17 protein-coding genes and 2 tRNA genes are annotated in these 18,731 nt (G+C 56.1%); 8 read left to right on the top strand and 11 right to left on the bottom strand.

Annotated features, from left to right (window positions below; all coding sequences use genetic code 11):
• Positions 1–9: 9 nt before the first annotated feature.
• Positions 10–318, bottom strand: a complete 309-nt coding sequence (locus H8K11_11065) for a hypothetical protein (GenBank protein ID MCS6264285.1) — start codon at positions 316–318, stop codon at positions 10–12.
• 503 nt (positions 319–821) lie between these two features.
• Positions 822–899 (bottom strand) — tRNA-Glu (locus H8K11_11060).
• 171 nt (positions 900–1,070) lie between these two features.
• Here H8K11_11060 and H8K11_11055 point away from each other — a divergent pair.
• The 3 genes from H8K11_11055 to H8K11_11045 all read left to right on the top strand — a co-directional run bounded on the left by H8K11_11055 (position 1,071) and on the right by H8K11_11045 (position 2,583).
• Positions 1,071–1,505, top strand: a complete 435-nt coding sequence (locus H8K11_11055) for a hypothetical protein (protein MCS6264284.1) — start codon at positions 1,071–1,073, stop codon at positions 1,503–1,505.
• A gap of 124 nt (positions 1,506–1,629) precedes the next feature.
• Entirely contained in the window at positions 1,630–2,154 is a 525-nt protein-coding gene (locus H8K11_11050; protein MCS6264283.1) for a hypothetical protein, read from the top strand.
• Between the two features lie 15 nt (positions 2,155–2,169).
• Entirely contained in the window at positions 2,170–2,583 is a 414-nt protein-coding gene (locus H8K11_11045) for a hypothetical protein (protein MCS6264282.1), read from the top strand.
• A 236-nt stretch (positions 2,584–2,819) separates the two neighbouring features.
• Here H8K11_11045 and H8K11_11040 read toward each other — a convergent pair whose 3' ends face one another.
• Positions 2,820–3,977: a hypothetical protein gene (locus H8K11_11040; GenBank protein ID MCS6264281.1), complete on the bottom strand. Its 1,158-nt coding sequence runs from the start codon at positions 3,975–3,977 to the stop codon at positions 2,820–2,822.
• 198 nt (positions 3,978–4,175) lie between these two features.
• Here H8K11_11040 and H8K11_11035 point away from each other — a divergent pair, with 198 nt between their 5' ends.
• The 3 genes from H8K11_11035 (at position 4,176) to H8K11_11025 (ending at position 8,354) form a co-directional block, all read left to right on the top strand.
• The gene (locus tag H8K11_11035; GenBank protein MCS6264280.1) at positions 4,176–5,879 is read left to right on the top strand and encodes a glutamine--tRNA ligase/YqeY domain fusion protein; all 1,704 of its coding nucleotides are present in this window, start codon (positions 4,176–4,178) and stop codon (positions 5,877–5,879) included.
• Between the two features lie 151 nt (positions 5,880–6,030).
• Complete coding sequence (locus H8K11_11030; GenBank protein MCS6264279.1) at positions 6,031–6,366, top strand: hypothetical protein; 336 nt, start codon at positions 6,031–6,033, stop codon at positions 6,364–6,366.
• Between the two features lie 143 nt (positions 6,367–6,509).
• Entirely contained in the window at positions 6,510–8,354 is a 1,845-nt protein-coding gene (locus H8K11_11025; GenBank protein ID MCS6264278.1) for an ABC-F family ATP-binding cassette domain-containing protein, read from the top strand.
• A gap of 500 nt (positions 8,355–8,854) precedes the next feature.
• Here the strand turns inward: H8K11_11025 and H8K11_11020 are convergent, their stop codons facing one another.
• The 6 genes from H8K11_11020 to H8K11_10995 form a co-directional block, all read right to left on the bottom strand.
• On the bottom strand, positions 8,855–10,060 hold the full coding sequence (locus H8K11_11020) for a cation:proton antiporter (GenBank protein MCS6264277.1): 1,206 nt from the start codon (positions 10,058–10,060) through the stop codon (positions 8,855–8,857).
• A gap of 409 nt (positions 10,061–10,469) precedes the next feature.
• Positions 10,470–10,796 (bottom strand): YnfA family protein, encoded by a 327-nt coding sequence (locus H8K11_11015; GenBank protein MCS6264276.1) that lies wholly within the window; start codon positions 10,794–10,796, stop codon positions 10,470–10,472.
• A 66-nt stretch (positions 10,797–10,862) separates the two neighbouring features.
• Positions 10,863–11,639 carry a sulfite exporter TauE/SafE family protein gene (locus H8K11_11010; protein ID MCS6264275.1) on the bottom strand — a complete coding sequence of 259 codons (777 nt, stop codon included), beginning with the start codon at positions 11,637–11,639 and terminating at the stop codon, positions 10,863–10,865.
• A 218-nt stretch (positions 11,640–11,857) separates the two neighbouring features.
• Positions 11,858–13,159: a hypothetical protein gene (locus H8K11_11005; GenBank protein MCS6264274.1), complete on the bottom strand. Its 1,302-nt coding sequence runs from the start codon at positions 13,157–13,159 to the stop codon at positions 11,858–11,860.
• A 1,034-nt stretch (positions 13,160–14,193) separates the two neighbouring features.
• Complete coding sequence (locus tag H8K11_11000) at positions 14,194–14,907, bottom strand: hypothetical protein (GenBank protein MCS6264273.1); 714 nt, start codon at positions 14,905–14,907, stop codon at positions 14,194–14,196.
• Positions 14,904–15,110 (bottom strand): helix-turn-helix domain-containing protein, encoded by a 207-nt coding sequence (locus H8K11_10995; GenBank protein MCS6264272.1) that lies wholly within the window; start codon positions 15,108–15,110, stop codon positions 14,904–14,906. The genes H8K11_11000 and H8K11_10995 overlap by 4 nt, the downstream gene beginning before the upstream one ends.
• 200 nt (positions 15,111–15,310) lie before the next feature.
• On the opposite strand from H8K11_10995, the gene H8K11_10990 reads away from it, so the two are divergent.
• Both H8K11_10990 and H8K11_10985 read left to right on the top strand, forming a co-directional pair.
• Positions 15,311–15,976 carry a hypothetical protein gene (locus tag H8K11_10990; protein MCS6264271.1) on the top strand — a complete coding sequence of 222 codons (666 nt, stop codon included), beginning with the start codon at positions 15,311–15,313 and terminating at the stop codon, positions 15,974–15,976.
• A complete protein-coding gene (locus tag H8K11_10985; protein MCS6264270.1) occupies positions 15,951–17,117 on the top strand; it encodes a site-specific integrase in 1,167 nt (388 codons plus the stop codon). Before H8K11_10990 ends, H8K11_10985 begins: the two co-directional genes overlap by 26 nt.
• A gap of 2 nt (positions 17,118–17,119) precedes the next feature.
• Here the strand turns inward: H8K11_10985 and H8K11_10980 are convergent.
• Both H8K11_10980 and gltX read right to left on the bottom strand, forming a co-directional pair.
• Positions 17,120–17,193 (bottom strand) — tRNA-Gln (locus H8K11_10980).
• A gap of 70 nt (positions 17,194–17,263) precedes the next feature.
• Entirely contained in the window at positions 17,264–18,679 is a 1,416-nt protein-coding gene (gltX, locus tag H8K11_10975; GenBank protein ID MCS6264269.1) for a glutamate--tRNA ligase, read from the bottom strand.
• Positions 18,680–18,731: the final 52 nt, after the last annotated feature.

Here is an 18,731-nt window from a genome sequence, read left to right as displayed (position 1 = left end):
CGCGAAAAATCAGCCTATTTTTTTCGAATCCTTATATTTGGCAAACTCATCGTCTGTCAGCACGTTAAATCTTTTGATGAGCCAAGCCCATAAATGGTAGCCACTGACTATCCCAATCGGGATACCAAGCGCCAGGGCTGGAAGGGGATAGCCTTCATTTACCTGTGGCCTTTCTGTCCAGATTTTATAAACGGATGGAATACCACCATTTACGAAAGCAAACCCAGATAGAGTTAGTGCTACAGCTGTCGACAACGTAATAGACAAAAGCAGCATTAGTAAGTATGCGGCTCTCCGATGGCGATCCAGCGTTGCCATAGCAACAACTCACCCCATAGCATGGCTCGACTCCCCGAGAAACTCTCGCTCCAAGGCCCTATTAAACTGTTGGAGCACAAGTGACACCTTGGAGATTGCTGACCGCCGTCCCTCCGAGTATAGCAGGGTGGAAATCGTAGAGTATGTTGCGCTCAAAGTCTTGTGGATAATACAAGAAAGGGCTGACTGGTAGCAGAAGAGGGCCAATCCACTGGGAATACGCTTTCAATCTCTGAAAAGCCCCAATTGAAAAGCTCATAGCCTGGAATCACGTCTGCCGTCGCAATGGCAAAGGTTGCCACTACGAAGCATGAGCGAGCAGTCTGTGAGCATGAGACATCATGCCAACAAAGCAATCAGGAACAGAACTCCCCGTGTAGTCCTGACAACTCTTCTAGGCGAAATCCGAGTCATGTCCTATGAATTGTCCTATGAGGGGTCAGCCCTCGCCAGGCCGGAACTCAGCAAAGTCGCGAACGCTGCAGAAGATCAGGGAGAAAGGTTGGTGGTCCCAACGGGATTTGAACCCGTGTCTGAGCCTTGAGAGGGCTCCGTCCTAGGCCAAGCTAGACGATGGGACCAGAGAGGCAATCTGCGAGGCGACTGAAAGAGCAGGACTGTACCATAGCGGGTTTTGGCTTTTCAAACAGCAAGTCAATGAGAAGCCACCTGATGACCGATGATCGCAGATGCTCACTCGGAATGAGCTCCTACTGCTTGCGGAGCCTATTGAATTGGCCTAAAGTAGGAATATGGTTCTACGCTCCACTCGGCTCCGAACGGTTTTGATCGCGGGTCTGTTTCCGGCCTTTCTCTCACTAGCCGGCTGCGGGGCGAGTTTTCTGGAAGGAACCATCGCGCCTCCTTATTCAAGCGCCTGGACCAAATGCGGAGCCACCACCAAGGTCCGCGTGAAGCCGCCACATTCGACCGTCACGGTCGCCTACACCGAACCCACGACCGGCACCGACGGCAAACCCTTGACCAACCTTGCCTATACCACCATTTACTATAACGCCGGGGATGGCCCGGTCATCGGCAAGGTCGTCCCTGCGTCTGGAAAGACCGGCGGAGCGGCTGTGTCTCAAGTCGTCATGATTCCGCTGCGTGACCAATCGGAACAGGAAGTCACCGTCTGTGTAACCGCCACCGATTCCGACGAGCGCGAAGGCCCCGCCTCTCCCTAGCCCGACCAGAACGGACTTGACAGCGCCCCGCCAAGGGCCTACCTTGCTCCCGACTTGCTCAGGCAAGAACGTATGGTCGAGTGCGTCGCTCAACAGGTCATCGGGTCGCCCTAGATCTCTACGCATGGAACTACGCAAACCTGACCCAGCCCACGCTTCCCATGAAGCCGAATCGGATCGGCACAAGCACAGCCTGGAAATCCGGCTCGGCTCCAACATCTTCCGGAACACCAACGGAGTCATCCGGGTTCAGGGCAAAGAACAGCTCGTGCTGGAGCTTGCGCCGGATCAGGAGCGCATCCTGCTGACCATCGACCTCTATGACGGCAGCGGCAATCATGTGGCCCATCTGCGTCGCAATCGCTGGGCGTTCAACGACGGCAATCGATTTTCACTCAACACCAGCGAGTCCCCGCCGACCCTCTTTCCCAATCTGCCATGGCTCAAAGTCACGGACCAGGAAACCGGCGAAACGGTCCTGGAAGCCGCTGTCGCACCCGGTGAAAAAATCCACGTGGCGACCGGGAAATTCTATTCGCACCGCGGCCAGCTCATCGAAATCACGTCGCACTTCTGTCGCATCGGCTCCACCCATACGCTGTTCGGGGATGTCTTCGAGGCCCGCGGCGGCACCGCGGTGCTCGGCTGACAATGGCCGGATCGCATGACTGACGTCTCGCCGCCCAGCGTGCAGGCGTTCCTCGTCTGCGACTGCGTCATCGAAGATAGCCTGACCAAGAAAAAATCTCTGATCGGCCTATTCACCCACCTTCAGTCGGTGACGTTCCCGTTTCAGCACCATCAGCTCGGCCTGTACTTCTGCATGACCGACGCCGAAGGCACCTATCGCGTCGAAATCGATCTGATGTTCGTCAATACAGACCAGTTGGTCTGCCGCGCATCGCTCCCCGACATCGTCATTGGAGATCGCTTGCAGATTTCCGACTTCGGTATCAACATCCCCGCCCTCCTCTTCCCCGCGCCCGGTCGTTATGAATTTCGTCTCCGCATGAACGGCCGTATGATCGCGCAAAAGGATTTTCATGTGATCCAGGTCCCGGCACCGCCTGGCGCCTGACCTCGAACGGATTCCCCGCGAATCCCTCGGCGACCGTGAAGCGTCGTTCCTATCTCGTCGAAGAAAAGAGCCTATCGTCTGAAATGGAGAGTGGGGGTACGTGGCTACCAGCGATACGCCGTGAGCCAGACGCTCTTGTCACTACCGAGATGTGGTTCGTGCTTTACAAGATACGAGGCTGATCAGGGGCAGGATCCGAGCGGCGTGACTGGGCCGGGAGTTCCGAAAGGCCCTCGCTAAAAGGCCGTGGCGACTGCAAGGCAGGCATCAACATACTCGTCTTCGCCTTTGCGGCAGGCTTGCGCCCGCTTCTCCTTGTCGTCGAAGAGAGGAATCACCATTTCACCCACGGTGGCATAACAGTCTCTTTTGAACGGCCCGTCGAGGCTTCGGCAGAGCGCGAGCCCCGGGTCCGGATTGGCGTCGGTGAGAATGAAGTCTTTCACGGCACCGATGAAACATTGCCGAATCTGGTCGGCCTGCCCCAGCCGGCACAATTCGTTGACCCGCACCGCATCACGCAACGTGTAGCCGCTGATGTCACGGCCCAAACTGCGGTAACAGGTAGTCTGATGCTCTCCCTCCACTCTAGCGCACTGCGTGAAGGCCTGGGCAAAATCATAATTCAGGAAGGTCAGCACGGCGGAGGTCTGCATCAGATAACAGGCTCGCAGATATTTCTCATTCAAGACGGAGCAGGGATAGAGGAGGTCTTGAGGATTGAGGAAGCTCGTCGCCTCATGGTGATGATGTTCGCTGCCCGATTGCGCCGGCTGCGCCCGTTGTGCCTGCTGGAACGTGACGATGTTTTCCATGAAGACGCCGCCATAGCAGGACTCCCGATCCCAACTGCCCGGCAACGCATCACAAAAGGCCAGGCTCTTGAGTAGGTCGTAGCGAAATTGAATGGTCAGGCCATGGCCCAACCCATGGAGACAGTTATACCGCTGAAACGAATAGGCGGAGACCGTCTCGCTGATCGGACACAGGGGCAGAATATGCTGTGGCTCGACGGTCTCAAGGCTGCTGAGGAAGGCCTGCAAGACCCCGTGGTAGCAGCCAGACCAAAACACGTCCCGACAATGGGAGAGCGCCAAAGGTGCGGTTCCATAGCGCGCAAACGAACGCTGGCCGACGTAATGAACGAGCGGATGAGCTTCCCGCAACGCCTCAGGATCCCGGACGGTGATCTGCTCCAACAGGGTCAGCGTTGCCTCCGTCCCCTCTGCCTGAAGCACGGCTTCCAAGTGCCGCTGATAACACTGCATCTTGGCGTCGAACGGCTGGGCCTGGCACAGCGCAAGTGAGTCCGGCTCCCCCGCCTGACTGCCGCCCGCCCAGAGGATGCCGAGCAGCACCACCAGTCTGCATGCGCTCCATCGACCATTCATCATTTCTTCTTCTCCGTTACTGGGCGCCCGTCAGACATCCGCCTTCCGCAGCAGCCTGATTCTAAAATAGTCCTTCCGATCGATCCAGGGAAAATCGACTCGCTGCGACCCGGGTATGCCGGGCCCTCTTCTCCCACCCGCCGTTCTGTGATAGAACCATGCGCGTTTCATCACCTGCAACTCGACGGACTCGCAACGATTATGTCCACCACGCCAGAACCACCGACACGCTCAGACTTCATCCGCGAGATTGTCGCGGCCGACCGTGCCGCCGGAAAGCATGCCGGCCGGGTCGTTACCCGCTTTCCGCCGGAGCCGAACGGGTATCTCCATATCGGCCATGCCAAGTCGATTTGCCTCAACTTCGGCATCGCCAAGGAAAATCCAGGCGGCATGTGCCATCTCCGCATGGACGATACCAACCCAACCACGGAAGACCCTGAATACGTGCAGGCCATTCAAGACGATGTCCGCTGGCTCGGTTTCGACTGGCAGGACAAGATGTTCTTCGCGTCCGATTACTTTGAACGTCTCTACGATTACGCCGTGGGCCTGATTCAGAAAGGTCTCGCATACGTCGACAGCCTCACGGCCGACGACATGCGCAAATACCGCGGAACCCTGACCGAGCCGGGACAAGCCAGTCCATTCCGCACCCGGAGCATCGAAGAAAACCTGGATCTGTTTCGGCGGATGCGTGCCGGCGAATTTCCCGACGGGACCCACGTGCTGCGGGCGAAGATCGACATGGCTTCGCCGAACATCAATCTCCGCGATCCCGTGCTCTACCGAATCAGACACGTGGCCCATTACCGCACCGGCACAGCCTGGTGTATCTATCCGGCCTACGACTTTGCGCACCCCCTCTCCGACGCGATGGAAGGCATCACCCATTCGATCTGCACGCTGGAATTTGAAGACCACCGGCCGCTGTATGACTGGGTGGTCGAACACTGCGGCACTACACAGCGGCCGCAGCAGATCGAGTTCGCCCGGCTCAACGTCACCTTCACCGTCATGAGCAAACGAAAATTGCTCGATCTGGTGGAACGCAAACTGGTGAACGGTTGGGACGATCCTCGTCTCCCCACACTGAAAGGCCTCCGCCGCCGCGGGTTCACCCCCGAGGCATTGCGCGCCTTTTGCGACGCCATCGGTGTCGCGAAACGGGATGCCGTGGTCGAGATGCAGCTCCTTGAACACTTCGTCCGGGAAGACCTGAACAAACGCGCGCCCCGCGTGATGGCGGTGCTTCGCCCCCTGCGCCTGGTCATCGAGAATTACCCGGAGGGACAGGTCGAGCAACTCGAAGCCGTCAACAACCCGGAAGACCCTTCAGCCGGGACACGTCAGGTGCCCTTCTCACGCACCCTCTATATCGACCAGGAAGATTTCCGAGAAGATCCGCCGAAGCAGTTCTTTCGCCTTTCCCCGGGGCGCGAGGTGCGCCTGCGGTATGCCTACATCATCACCTGTGTCGGGGTGGTGAAGGATCCGACCACGGGCGAGGTTACGGAGCTGCGCTGCACCTATGACCCTGAAACCAAGAGCGGCGGCGCGCAGGCGCAACGGAAGGTGAAGGCCACGATCCATTGGGTATCAGCCTCACACGCCGTCGATGCGGAAGTCCGGCTCTACGAGAGCCTCATGCTCACGGACCCGGGGAAAATTCCCGCCGATCAGGACTGGACCCAGCACCTGAATCCTCATTCGCTGGAACGACTGCCGACTTGCAAGGTAGAGCCCAGCCTGGCCTCGATCGCCCCCGGCACGAGAGTACAATTCGAGCGTGTGGGATACTTCTGTGCCGACCCCGATTCGTCACCCGACAAGCTGGTGTTCAATCGGACCGTCACACTCAAAGACACCTGGGCCAAGATCGAGAAAGCTCAGACCCCGCGCTGAACGGGACCGGCACCGTTCATCCTCCCATTTCACCGTCCCACACAAAGTACGGGGACTCCAGCCTTCGGCACCCTTGAACCGTGTCATGTCGATGAACGAGAATCGCCACTCGCATGATCGAGAATCACTCCACAACAAAGGAGCCTCAACGATGGTGACAGGACCTTGCAGTGAAGAGACTCTCGAAGAACCGGACTCGTTTCGCGAACGCCTCTCCCTGCTCGAAGCGGCGATCCCCGGTGCGGCAACCGAAGCCCAACCCCTCCTCCGAAACATCTATCACTCCACACGTCGACTGCACGCCCAACTGCAGCGCATTGATCCCACGCCCGTCCTGCCGCGGTCTCTGGTGAGCGGGGTGCGCTGCTTTGATTGCGGAACCGCCAGGATGGAGTCATTTCACACATCCACCCAGGGCGGCTATCACCTCTGCCCGACCTGCTTCCAGCACCGTCTACACACCGGACGCGCACGGACCGCCCACTGAGCCTCACCTTCCCTTCCCCCAAGACACGCGTATCGTTCCATTGCAGCGGCACGGTAGCCTCCTCCGTTCCGCGCCGCTAGCCCCGAGCCCCCGCCACACCGTATACTGCATGCTTTCAACGTGACAAAAGAGGTACCCAGGGTATGGCCCCGAACATTCTGTTGAGTTGCGAATCGATCAGCAAAAGCTATGGGGTCAGAGCCCTGTTTACAGATCTCTCCCTGGCCCTCTCCGACGGCGATCATGTGGGATTGATCGGTCCCAACGGGTCCGGCAAATCGACCTTGCTCAAGATCCTCGTGGGACTCGAATCCCCGGATGAAGGCACGCGCACCCTGCGGCGGCATACACGTGTCGGCTATGTTCCGCAAGAACCCCTGTTTCCCCCGCATCACAACATTGAACAGGTGCTGCAAGACACGTTGACGGAAGACGGCCTTGATCCTCACGAGCAGGGTGGCCGGATCGCCAGGGCTCTCAGCATCGGAACCTTTCCCGACCCGGAACAGGCCGTTTCCACACTCTCCGGAGGCTGGCGTAAGCGATTGGCGATCACCCAGGCCTTGCTGCTCGAGCCGGATGTCCTGCTCATGGACGAGCCAACGAACCATTTGGACCTGGAAGGCATTATCTGGCTGGAGCACCTGCTGAAGAATCGCGCCAAAGCCTTTCTTGTGATCAGCCACGATCGCCGGTTCCTCGAATCGGTGACCTCTCGCATGGTAGAACTCAACCGTTGTTACCCCGAAGGCCGGTTTGAAGCCCGCGGCTGCTATAGCGACTTCCTCGAACAGCGCGATGCCGCCCTTCAAGCGCAAGCCGACTACCAGGCCTCGTTAGCCAATCGCGTCCGCCGTGAAGTGGAATGGTTGCGCCGCGGCCCCAAGGCCCGCACGACCAAAGCCAAGGGCCGGATCCAATCAGCGGGCAAGCTCATCGACGAATTGAACCAGGCCGAATCCCGCTCGGCGCAGTCGACCATCGGCATCGACTTTTCCGCCTCGGGCCGAAAATCCAAACAACTCGTGGTCGCGGAGCAGGTCAGCAAAAGCTTCAACGGGACGCCCGTCGTCACCAATCTCGACCTGCTCCTCGGACCCGGCCAACGGCTTGGACTCCTTGGTCCGAACGGCAGCGGTAAATCCACCCTGCTGCGGTTACTAGCCGGGACGCTGGAGCCGGATTCCGGCACCATCACGCGAGCCGACGCGCTGCGCATCGTCTCATTTGAGCAACATCGAGAGTCCCTGGATCAATCCACGAGCTTGCGACGCGCACTGGCCCCGTCGGGCGATGCCGTCGTCTACCAGGATCGTTCGATTCACCTGGCCTCGTGGGCGAAACGCTTTCTCTTCCGTCCCGAACAGCTGGATCTCCCCGTGTCAAAGCTCTCCGGTGGTGAACAGGCACGGCTCCTCATCGCCCGACTCATGCTGCAACCCGCAGACCTGCTCATTCTCGATGAGCCGACCAACGACCTGGATATTCCAACCCTCGAAGTGCTGGAGGACAGCCTGCTGGAATTCCCCGGTGCGCTCGTGCTGGTGACCCATGATCGGTGGTTGCTGGATCGCGTTTCGACCATCCTGCTGGCGTTGGATGGGAAAGGCGGCGTGGACTGGTTTGCCGACTATGCCCAGTGGGAAAGTGCGCAGGAGCGGGCCGGTGGATCCGCCCCGGAGCCGAAGAGTGACGGGCGTGCTGCCGTCCAGGATGAGAACGCCTCGGCAACTCCCGCTCGCAAACCCAAAAAGATGAGTTATCGCGAACAGAAGGAATGGGGCACGATCGAAGAGAGCATCCTCAAAGCCGAAGAAGAGGTCACAGCCTGCCAAGCCGCGATACAGGACCCGGCCGTAGTGTCGAATGCCGCAGCGCTCCAGGCACGAAGCCAGGCATTGGTGGCAGCCCAAGCTGAGGTGGAACGGCTCTATGCCCGCTGGGCCGAACTGGATGAAAAACGTGCGCAGACCGTGCAGAGTTCGTGAGCGACCGACCGCCCATACAGCGTTAGGCGCTGACAGCCTCACATCTCGACGTGAATGCGTAGGTTCTCAGAGGATCGTCTGAGCAGGAAAATTGGCTGGGGGACTAGGAATCGAACCTAGGTAGCCAGCTCCAAAGTCGCAAAAAGCGCCCTAGAGACTGACAGCGATCAGGATGGACGGATGGATATTTTCTCTTTAGAGAACAATGGCTTTCGCGTCATCCAATGAGGATCAGTGGCGATGGAAGCATACCTGCAATCGGGGCCAAAACCGGGACCGAACCGTGACCAAAACCGGGACCAAATTTCTTTCAAAATGCATGACAACTTCCGGGTCGAAACGATATAGCTCTACGGACCGTATCCGGTCGGACGTTCGACCTTGCGTTATCCTTGCCGTCCTAACGCTAGTTACTGGCTCACACATTGTAGAGTGGCATCATCAATTGCCGCGAAGAGGTCGCAACGAGGCCAGTCGTCAATGGAGTGGAACAGGTTCAGCTATCCCTCGTCGCTCAATCCATTGATCTGCTTCGGGGCTTTCCCTTGTTTCTCATCACGTGGCAAGAGATGCAGCGGAACAAACATCCGACTTGCGATCAGCGTGGGAACCACGGCACTGGCAATGATGGCCGCGACCAGAAACGAATACTGCTCCTGCGTAACAATGCCATGGGCGAGCCCATAAAGCGATGAAATCGTGCCGAAGGTCAGCCCTGTGGACATCATCAGGGTGTAATACCATCGCTCGTTTCGATCATCTCTAAACACACCGATAATTGGATAGAGCCCAAAGATTTTGGAAACGACCTTCCCTGCCAGCAACGCAAGGAATACGAGTGGAGCAGACACTAATGCCGGCAAGGAGACAAGCGTGCCGGCACGAATGAAATAGAAAGGGGTCAAAAATCCAACCGTCAGCGTACGCATCCGGCGAATCCAGTGCGTATCCTTTGCGGCGCTTCCAGCCAAGACCATGCCCGCGATATACGCGGGAAGCACCGCTTCGCTGCCAGACCATAAGGCCAGCGAACCGAGTCCAAGAAGGACCAGCATCACCCATTTCGTCCGAATGGCAGCCGTTCGAAAGGCCAAATGGCGCGTGAGCCAAGCGGTGGCCGTCGGCAATGCCGCCAGGGCGAGGGCACTGACGAAAATAAAGACCATCGATTTATACGTGAAGGGAGAGAAGATGAGCCCAAGGACAATCACTGTTCCCAGATCGTTGATGAAACAGGCCCCGAGAATCCCTTTGCCGTACTCAGTGTTATTGAATCCCGTCTCCAGCATGACTGCATACACGACAGCCATGGACGTGGTGGAGAGGGCGACGCCGCAGAGCCAGCTCGCTTGGGCATCCCACCCCAGCACATAATAGGCCACCGCTGCACAGCCGAGGAACGGCGCAGCAAAACCTACCATTCCCACTACACTGACTTCAGTCAGTTTTGACCGAAGAGCCAGCGGGTCGAGCTCCGCACCCGCGAGAAACGTCAGCACGACCGCCCCAAAAGAGGCCAAGAATCGGACCCAATCAGCATTCGGCAGGAGGATGTCTTGAAGTTCGAATGCGCTGAAGGCGGCAGCAACGCCGACACCCACACAAATTTCGATTAGCGCGACAGATACCCGGAGGTGGTAGGCGATGAGTGTCGAGAAAACGGCGAGGGCGAGCCACAGGAAGGCAACGGTGAAGATCTCTTCCATGGGAAAATCCTCCATCAACTCAATGGCTGGACGAAAAGACGCTGGTGAGCGCCTGTCACAGCCCGATGATAACTCCGCAGCTACCGGACGGTAGCCTAGGAGTCATCAGCCTTCGCAAAGGCGGTTGATGGGGGACTCCATCCCCAACCGTTTTAAGTGTACCGAACCAACGCGAAAAAGAACAGACTCCAACTATCTACACATATCTTTGTCTACAACAACCCAATGCCCACGTGCGCAGTTCCTAACATCAATGGGGATCTTCAGTCCCATAAGAGATCAGCAATGAGCAAGACAATTCCCGGGGCCTGCTATGAGCACCATCTCCCGAAATATTCACTCCACGGACCTTTTTCCACTCGCACGCTTCAATTCGCCTTGAAACGCAATGGCAATGCTAGACCTTAAATCATCGTGGCGCATACATCATGATCGCAACACCTAGCAAACAAAATGCGGCACCCACCACATCGTAGGAGTCAGGAGTTGTATGATCGACGGCCCAGCCCCAGAGGATGGATAACACAATAAACCAACCTCCATACGCTGCATAGACGCGGCCAAAGTGTGCGGCTTGATACGTGGGCACAACCCCATAGAGGATCAATACCAAGGCACCGATCAGCCCGAGACTCCAGTGACTGCCCCCGCGCCACCATTGCCAGACTAAATAGCCGCCTCCAATTTCAAACAATCCTGCGACGAGGAACAGGACAATGGAATCAACTAAACGCATCTCGTCTCCTTACACAAAGCGAACCGTGAAGAATACACCGTACATCGCTGAATCATAGGCGCGCTTCTATTTCGAATGCCCCCACGTTTTTATTGCGGAAATGACGAGAATCGCAGCAAGGGCCGGTAGTAAAACTGATTGGGGAACAATCCCCAACAGGTTTGCTCCAATGAAGGTGCCGGTAAGGGAACCCACGACCATTGCGAATACAAATTCGCGATTCTTGCCAATAACAAGAAAACTCTGAGAGCGACTATAGCGAGTGAGCCCGGTCAACATGGTCGGCAAACTGACGGCTAGTGACAGACTGCCCGCTAACCTGATGTCCACATCAAACAGTAGGACAAGCGTAGGAATGAGCAATTCACCGCCTGCAACACCCAGAATTGATGCCACGATTCCGATGAGAAAGCCGAGGAATACACCCGCGATGGCTTGCGCCACCCCAATTGGTGTTGAAACGACAGATAGCGAGGGGGAATGAGCGAATAGGAGGACACAGGCGATTCCAACCAGCATAACAGCAATCACGCGGCGAAGAGTTGTGGAATCGAGGCGAGTCGCGACGCCTGCTCCAACCCAGGCACCCACGAGACTGCCAGCTAAAAGGTTTGTGATGATAGGCCAGGCGTCCGCAATCGATCCGAACGGAATGATCCAGCCTCGGAACAAGAACGCTGACGCAACAACTACCAGACTGATTGCCTTGTTCAGAATGACAGACTCTAATGGCGCAAAGCGGAAATAGCTGATCAGAAACGGCAATCTGAATTCAGCGCCACCCAATCCGATCAGGCCACCCAATATGCCAATAACTGCTCCCCCTGCAATTGCGGGCAGCATCTGAGGCCTTACCGGTTCATCATTACTGGCAATTTGAAAGGGCACTCTGGGGGATCACTTAATGACAACGAATTCGTCTAGCGGGCATGTTAAGCATTGTGCCAAGGCGGGTAATATGTTCGCAAGCACGGTTAACCTACTGATTTGTGAAGGAGCGAGACCGCTCACCCGGCTGTGTCTAAGTCGGACGCTTCAGTTCGTAATTCCAATGGTAGGCCTTAATTCATTGTGACACGCATGGAACGATCAATAGCCTCCGCTGCCACCCGATTCCCCTCGTCAGTCCAGTGCGTATCATCGGCCATATAAGTCGCAATGCCTTTTTCTGAGGCCGCCTGCAGCGCGGGGGTCAAATCGACGTATTCAATGCTCGGCTCTAACTGTACTAAAATTTGCTTTAGTTGGTCTGGTACATCGCTAACGTGCCATTGACGCACCGCATCCGTCGACAACGACACATTCCGGAGGTCACGATAGACCCGATATTTTTCCGGAATGAATGCGACGATGAACCGGATATTATGCTCGCGACACAATTTTGCGGCCTCTGCGATGGGGACGGCGGCTTTGTGAATAGTTTTAGCTGATGGTATTTCCAATTCAGTTGGTGCAAAGAACACAGTGTGCGTATTGTTATGTGCATCAGTAAATTCGGCACGGAATTCTTTGATCGGGTCATCTGGCACGCAGGTGTGCGCCGGGCGAAACAGGAGTGCGGTCACATTTCTCGTCAATGACCGAAACCAGAAATCCTGCCAGAATGCATTACCATTAAAAAGAGCGCGGTTGTCATATCCTTCCATGTCGATAAAATCATTGCCTTCGAAGAAGGCCCAGATAATGGTCTTTGGTTTGAGCGGTAATCCGAACCGTTTCAAGACTGCCAGTTCCTGCTGAGGGCCATAACCTGCATGGCCAAGATTGGCAACCGGGTTGCCTTGCAGGTCAGCGAGAATTGATGTGAGCAGGTTCGCCTCCGACGTGAGATATCCTTCGATATACGAATCCCCAATGACCACGAGATCAGCCTCACGGATCTCGTGGCTGTTGCGAAATCCATTTTTGTCATAGCTGACATCGATGATTCGTGCAGGATCCGGCGGAATGCAGATGGCTTGTCCTATGTTTCCTTGATAAGCCGCTTCATAGTGATAAAAGGGATCGTGCCGCCACAGAAGCTCTTTGTCAAACTGCCTCCCGGCTATACTCAAAGGATTGTCCTGCTCATAACCCCCGAGGGCCGAACGATAGTCGACCACTCCAACTAGGACAGCTCCTTCGGCCAGCACCCAAGAGATCACCAGGGCGCTCGTTGTGAGCAGAAACCGTGTTCCCACCTCCGACGGCGACACACCAGAGAACATTCCATACAGTGCCCATACCACCAGATAGGCTGCGATCGTATTGTCGAGTAGATGGTGAATATTCGTGACACCTGACACGAGGAACATTCCACAGCCAAGGACGAACACCGTGAGTGTGAGAGCAATTACGACCCGATGGGATTTATCATTTTGCATGGCGCTACAGGAGTTCTTTCTGTTCTTTTACTGAAACGGCGAGGAATCAATCGTACTGGTGAAGAGGATGCATGCGCCTCACATTTAGCACCTAAACAGCATTAGTGTCCAGTAATACTGGACATCTCAACACTGCATTAAATGTGTAAATACCATAGTCGAACTCCATTAATTGAACGAACTTGTATATGCACCACGACTGGCAATCTTCTCCTCAACTTGATGAGACCAGTTTGGCAGACAAACTCGCGAGGAGATGAGTGGGAGTGATGTATAACCTATATGTCCAGCAATACTGGACACTGAGAAAACGCTTTTTGCATAGGCGGGAAAAAGAATCTCCATGGAAAGCGGGCCAATAAGCTCTAATTTCGAAGCTTTCGCGCGGGAACATTCCACAGGCTTAAATAACAGGCGATTTATTGAGTTCAAATCATCCCTCACGGGCGAAGTGATCGGGCACAAAGGGTGAAGCGAGGCATCGTCCTATTTTGACCATATAGATCAAGTGAAGCGGGGGCTGCGCCCCCGATCCCCCCGGCCGTCCGGTCCGGTTGGTCCGGAACGGCCGGGCGGTCTCGTGGGGGTACATGTTCCGCATTACTTCTCCCCCTCATGCTTGCCATTCTTCCTTGTTTCTTACACCGCGACAGGTGAGATGGACGGCCAAGCTGACGCATCGCCGCCATCTTCACTAGATGAGGCCATCCATTTCCCCTCTCACCCGTTGAGATAATGGACGGGTGACAGGGTGAGATTGATCACAATAGGTTGGAGTGACTTCAGAATCTACCGTTCCTTTACGCCCGCGCACGACGCACAAAGCCAGACCTCACAGGGAAGCCTAGAAATATGAGCCCGCATTTGCACTCGCGCCCAAGCACGCTCAGATTGGCAAAACTCGTACAATCGCTCTTGATGATGTGCCGTACAGATCCAATCCTTTCTGGCGCGATCATAGAGGGTGGCGGGCTGTCCGCAACAGGTAAGGCCCAAGGGGCTTTGGATCTTCACGACGCAGGTGTGGGGGGCCTTCATAGCGGCCTCCATACGAGTCCCTTCCCCAGGACGAGTTGCAAAATGGTGTCGCAGAACCAGATGGGATGCCCCGAAAGCAGATCCTCCCAGGTCTTGATGAACACGATCCTCGGGATTTCGATCTCGCCTCTGATCCGCCGATAGGCATTCCTGGTCGACCATTGGTGCCGCATTTCTTCCCAGAGCCGACTGATGGGAAAGCCAAGAGACCGTTTCCAGGACCAACACATGTTCACGTAGCCACATTGATCCTGGACGTACTGGCTGATGACATACCGACTGAGCCGGTTCCGGGATCGATGGCTAGGCTGATACGCCTTGATCCAGACCACCGGAGCCCCGTGGAGGCCCTCCCATTGGGCCGAGAGCCATTCCTGAGAGATCCAGAAGCGGCGCGCGCGTTCTCCGTCCGGCACCCGCCAGGCCCAAAAGATATGAAGCACGCCATGCCCTTCCTCCGTCCTGACCTGGTAGTACTCCAACCCCTCAAACCCCAGCTGGCGTTCAATCCGCTGGCGGAGTTGTTTGTGATGGTAGGTCAGCTTCTCCGCATCCCCGCCTTCTGCCGTGGAGAGGGTGACCCAGAGGACTTGGAACTGATGGCACTCCCAGAACCAGAGGAGCGACCGCACCCGGTGATAGCCCCGTTTTTGCTTTCTGGTCCATTCCCCGGCGACGGGCTCCCGCCGAAACTCCTTCCAGCGGCTCATCGGGCACCTTCCACCTGAGGAATCACCGGCCTCAGACCCGCAGACAGAATCCGCTCCAGTTCCTCAATGGGAATCCGCACGGCACGCACCGACGGCTTCACATAGGCAATCTGCCGTTTCAGGATGTATTTCCTGATCGTGCTTTCTTTGAGTCCTAAGCGTTCCGCCGCTTCTCGAATGGTGATCAATTTTGTACTGACCATCTGGCACCTCCCTGGTAATTATTTATACATGTGGTTATGCCTCATATAGTTAAGGCATATCCTATATTGACACGCATTACCACTACCGAGGTACACTCTTCAAGCAATTTCACGTCCGCGCTGCCGCCGGTCTTAACTTTTTTTGTCTGTACTAGGATGGAGTGAGATTCTCATCCACTCCTCAGGAGAAGGAGTGCCCTATGCCGGTTGATCGAGTCGGACTCTACGAGCAGTTTCACGGAGAGATGAAGAAGGCGAGAGAGAGGATTCTCACCACGGCAGACGGCGAGGTGGGATGGCTCCTGAAGTTTATTCAGACGGACCTGGACACGCTCACGGCCAGTGAATGGATGGTTTTAGCGTTCGAGATCGCCAGCTTTGTCGATGACGTGGCCAATCGCCGGGGGGCGGAAATCGCCACAGAGGCTGGCTGGAGCGTTCGATCGATTCCAGGAGAAGGTTTTCGTGGCACCCTTCCCAGTCGTGGAGAGGCCAAAGAGATCCAGGCGATGGTCCTGGGAAGCCTGGAAAAGCTATGGGAAACCGCCGTCGCCGCCTTTACGTTCCCGCAATTCACGATCATTGTGACCTTGCCAGTCGACGACGAACGCAAAGGCAGTGTGTTTGTGGCCACAAAGCGAAAAGTGAAGGAATTTGAATATCGGTTCGCTCATTTATTGGTCGACTATTCCGGGCGCATTCGCCGTTGCCCAGAGTGCCAACGGATTTACCTCGCCATTCGTGTCGATCAAATCTACTGTGGCCCTCGTTGCCAGACGCGAGTCGCGACACGCAAATGGCGAGAACATCACAAAGCAGACCAACGAAAGGAGAGCCACCGTGGCAAGAAAAGAAGGCAAGGATAGAGGCATCACCCAGCGGAAAGGCCGCGACGGGTGGTGGGTGCGTTTGTATGCCAACGGACGGGAGCACTGGCATCGCTGTGATACGAAATCCCAGGCCAAAGCCTTGTATGGACGGCTGAAGGCAGATATTCGAGAGGGCAAATATTTTCCGGAGAAATTTTCTTCAGGAAAGGACATTACCTTACGAGCGTGGGTGAACCGCTGCCTGGAGGGGTCTACGAATCGAGGCATTGAAAATGAGCGGCGTTACGGTCGCCGCTGGTCGCTCCTCTTAGGAAAGCGTTTGATTACCGAAATCTCGACAGAGGACTTGCGGCGCGTCCAAGCAAAGATGAGGACAAGGCTACGACCACGTCTTACGAATGCGCCAAAGGATTCCGCGCCGGAACGCCAGTGGAGTGACGCGACCATCAACCGGCATTTCACGTTCCTCCGTCATGTCCTGATGCTGGCTGTTAAAGATGGCAAACTGACCCGCAATCCGGTGTCGTCTGTAAAATTCTTGCCGGAAGTCCGGCGCACCCGGTTTCTCAGTGATGAGGAATTGATTCAACTGGAGCAGATCATGCCTCCCGCCGCCTGGAAGCTGGTGGCGTTTGCTATTGAAACCGGCATGAGACGGGAGGAACAGTTTCAACTGAGGTGGGATCAGATCGACCTGGAAGCAGGTGTAGCCACCATTCCCCTGCCCAAAGGTGGGAAAACCCGTCATGTGCCTCTCAGCGAGGGCGCAAAGGATATCCTGCGGTCTCTGGATTCATTCGTACGGTCTCCCTGGGTCTTCCCTAGCCCCAAGTTTCCGCTACAATCCTGGAACCCCCAAAGCTTCGTGAACCACTTCTATTCGCCCTATTTGCAAAAAGTCGGCATACAGGGGGTTTGTTGGCACACGTTGAGGCACACTGCAGCCAGTCGTCGGGTTATGGCCGGGGTCGATTTAGTCTCGGTCAAAGAGATCCTTGGACACAGGGATATTCAGACGACGCTCCGATATTCCCATTTATCTCCTGGTCACCTGCAAGAGGCAGTAAACCGGGGGAGTCTAACTCGAACCGTGACCAAAACCGTGACCAGGCCCACGGCTCACAAATCGAATCGGGACCTGGAAGGCTCGCAAGTTACTGAAATTGTGGAGGGATAAATTGGCTGGGGGACTAGGAATCGAACCTAGGTAGCCAGCTCCAAAGGCTGGCGTCCTACCGCTAGACGATCCCCCAACCGGTCCACACAGTAATATAAGCTTCTCTACTGCGTCAAGATCGACGCTGATTCTTGACCGGCCGATTCTCAGGATCTAGAGGCCCGCTCGATCCCCTGGCGGAGTCGAAACAAGGTGCGGTCTCGGCCGAGCACGTCCATCACCTCGAACAGACCGGGGCTCGCCGTCCGTCCCGTCAAGGCCACCCGAACCGGCTGGGCCAGTTGCCCCATTTTCATCCCCTCTTCCTCGACCAGTTGCTTAAATGACTCTTCCCACTCCTGCTTGGAAAATGTGGGAAAGGATTCGAATCGGCTCAGCAGTTTAGCTAACACCGGAGCTTGAGTGGCCGTGAGGAATTTCTTGGCCGCCTCTTCGTCGAACACCACCGCCTGACCGAAGTAGGGCGTCACCCAATGGACCATCTCAACCAGTGTTTTCGTTCGTTCCTTCACCAAGACGACCAGCTGCGCGAGCCATTCGGTCGACACGGCATGAACCTCTTCCTTGAGACCGGCCTGCTCAAGGAGCGGCACGAGCGCCTGAGCGATCTCAGCCGGAGGGCTGGTCTTGAGGTATTCGGCATTGAGCCACAGCAACTTGTCCGGATTAAACACAGCCGCCGAGGTCTGCACATTCTTCCAAGAGAACTTCTCGATCAGTTCTGCACGCGAGAACAGTTCCTGATCGCCATGCGACCAGCCCAAGCGAACCAGGTAATTGACCATCGCGTCGGGCAGATACCCCATGTCCTTGTAGGCCATGATCGAGGTGGCGCCGTGCCGTTTCGACAACCGGGCCTTATCCGGACCAAGAATCATCGGGAGATGCCCGAAGCGCGGCAGAGGAAATCCCAGCGCCTGAAAAATCGGAATCTGGCGCGGCGTATTCGTGAGATGGTCATCGCCCCGCACCACATGGGTAATCCCCATCAAGGCATCGTCCACGACCACGGAAAAATTATAGGTAGGATACCCATTGGATCTGAGAATGATGACATCATCCAGAATCTGGTTGTCGAACACCACACGGCCCTTGATCAAATCATCGACAATCGTCTGCCCGTCCTGCGGAGCCCTAAAGCGGAGCGCCGCTTCCCCGGTCGGTTTGGTCAGGCCGAGGTTTCGGCATCGGCCGTCATACTTGGGCGATCCGCCTTTGGTTTCGGCCTCATTTCGACGCGCCTCCAGCTCTTCAGGCGTGCAGACACACCAATAGGCATGGCCTTGCTCGAACAATCGCATTGCGTGTTCACGATAGAGATCCATTCGCTCGGTCTGCCGAAAGGGCCCTTCGTCCCAATCCAGTTTGACCCAGCGCATCCCGTCCAAAATGGCTTGAATGGAGTCATCGGTGGAACGACTCTGATCGGTGTCTTCAATGCGAAGGACAAAGACCCCGTTCTGCTGCCGCGCAAACAGCCAGTTGAACAAGGCCGTCCGTACCCCGCCGATATGCAGAAAACCTGTCGGACTGGGCGCAAATCGAACCCTGACCTGACTCATCGCATCACCGTAGTTCGTGTGGAAATAATAAACGGGGGGCTATCTATAACAT

Origin of the sequence: Nitrospira sp., assembly GCA_024998565.1 — a bacterium.
Lineage (GTDB): Bacteria > Nitrospirota > Nitrospiria > Nitrospirales > Nitrospiraceae > Nitrospira_A.
This window is presented reverse-complemented; position numbering and strand designations above follow the sequence as displayed.

Excerpts from the sequence above, each read along its gene's own strand:
- H8K11_11010 (MCS6264275.1), bottom strand. The coding sequence starts at position 11,639 with ATGCTGCCCGCAATTGCAGGGGGAGCAGTTATTGGCATATTGGGTGGC.
- H8K11_11050 (MCS6264283.1), top strand. The coding sequence starts at position 1,630 with ATGGAACTACGCAAACCTGACCCAGCCCACGCTTCCCATGAAGCCGAA.
- H8K11_11045 (MCS6264282.1), top strand. The coding sequence starts at position 2,170 with ATGACTGACGTCTCGCCGCCCAGCGTGCAGGCGTTCCTCGTCTGCGAC.
- H8K11_11000 (MCS6264273.1), bottom strand. The coding sequence starts at position 14,907 with ATGAGCCGCTGGAAGGAGTTTCGGCGGGAGCCCGTCGCCGGGGAATGG.
- H8K11_11005 (MCS6264274.1), bottom strand. The coding sequence starts at position 13,159 with ATGCAAAATGATAAATCCCATCGGGTCGTAATTGCTCTCACACTCACG.
- H8K11_11015 (MCS6264276.1), bottom strand. The coding sequence starts at position 10,796 with ATGCGTTTAGTTGATTCCATTGTCCTGTTCCTCGTCGCAGGATTGTTT.
- H8K11_11020 (MCS6264277.1), bottom strand. The coding sequence starts at position 10,060 with ATGGAAGAGATCTTCACCGTTGCCTTCCTGTGGCTCGCCCTCGCCGTT.
- H8K11_11040 (MCS6264281.1), bottom strand. The coding sequence starts at position 3,977 with ATGATGAATGGTCGATGGAGCGCATGCAGACTGGTGGTGCTGCTCGGC.
- H8K11_11035 (MCS6264280.1), top strand. The coding sequence starts at position 4,176 with ATGTCCACCACGCCAGAACCACCGACACGCTCAGACTTCATCCGCGAG.
- H8K11_11055 (MCS6264284.1), top strand. The coding sequence starts at position 1,071 with ATGGTTCTACGCTCCACTCGGCTCCGAACGGTTTTGATCGCGGGTCTG.
- H8K11_11065 (MCS6264285.1), bottom strand. The coding sequence starts at position 318 with ATGGCAACGCTGGATCGCCATCGGAGAGCCGCATACTTACTAATGCTG.
- gltX (MCS6264269.1), bottom strand. The coding sequence starts at position 18,679 with ATGAGTCAGGTCAGGGTTCGATTTGCGCCCAGTCCGACAGGTTTTCTG.
- H8K11_10990 (MCS6264271.1), top strand. The coding sequence starts at position 15,311 with ATGCCGGTTGATCGAGTCGGACTCTACGAGCAGTTTCACGGAGAGATG.
- H8K11_11025 (MCS6264278.1), top strand. The coding sequence starts at position 6,510 with ATGGCCCCGAACATTCTGTTGAGTTGCGAATCGATCAGCAAAAGCTAT.
- H8K11_11030 (MCS6264279.1), top strand. The coding sequence starts at position 6,031 with ATGGTGACAGGACCTTGCAGTGAAGAGACTCTCGAAGAACCGGACTCG.
- H8K11_10995 (MCS6264272.1), bottom strand. The coding sequence starts at position 15,110 with ATGGTCAGTACAAAATTGATCACCATTCGAGAAGCGGCGGAACGCTTA.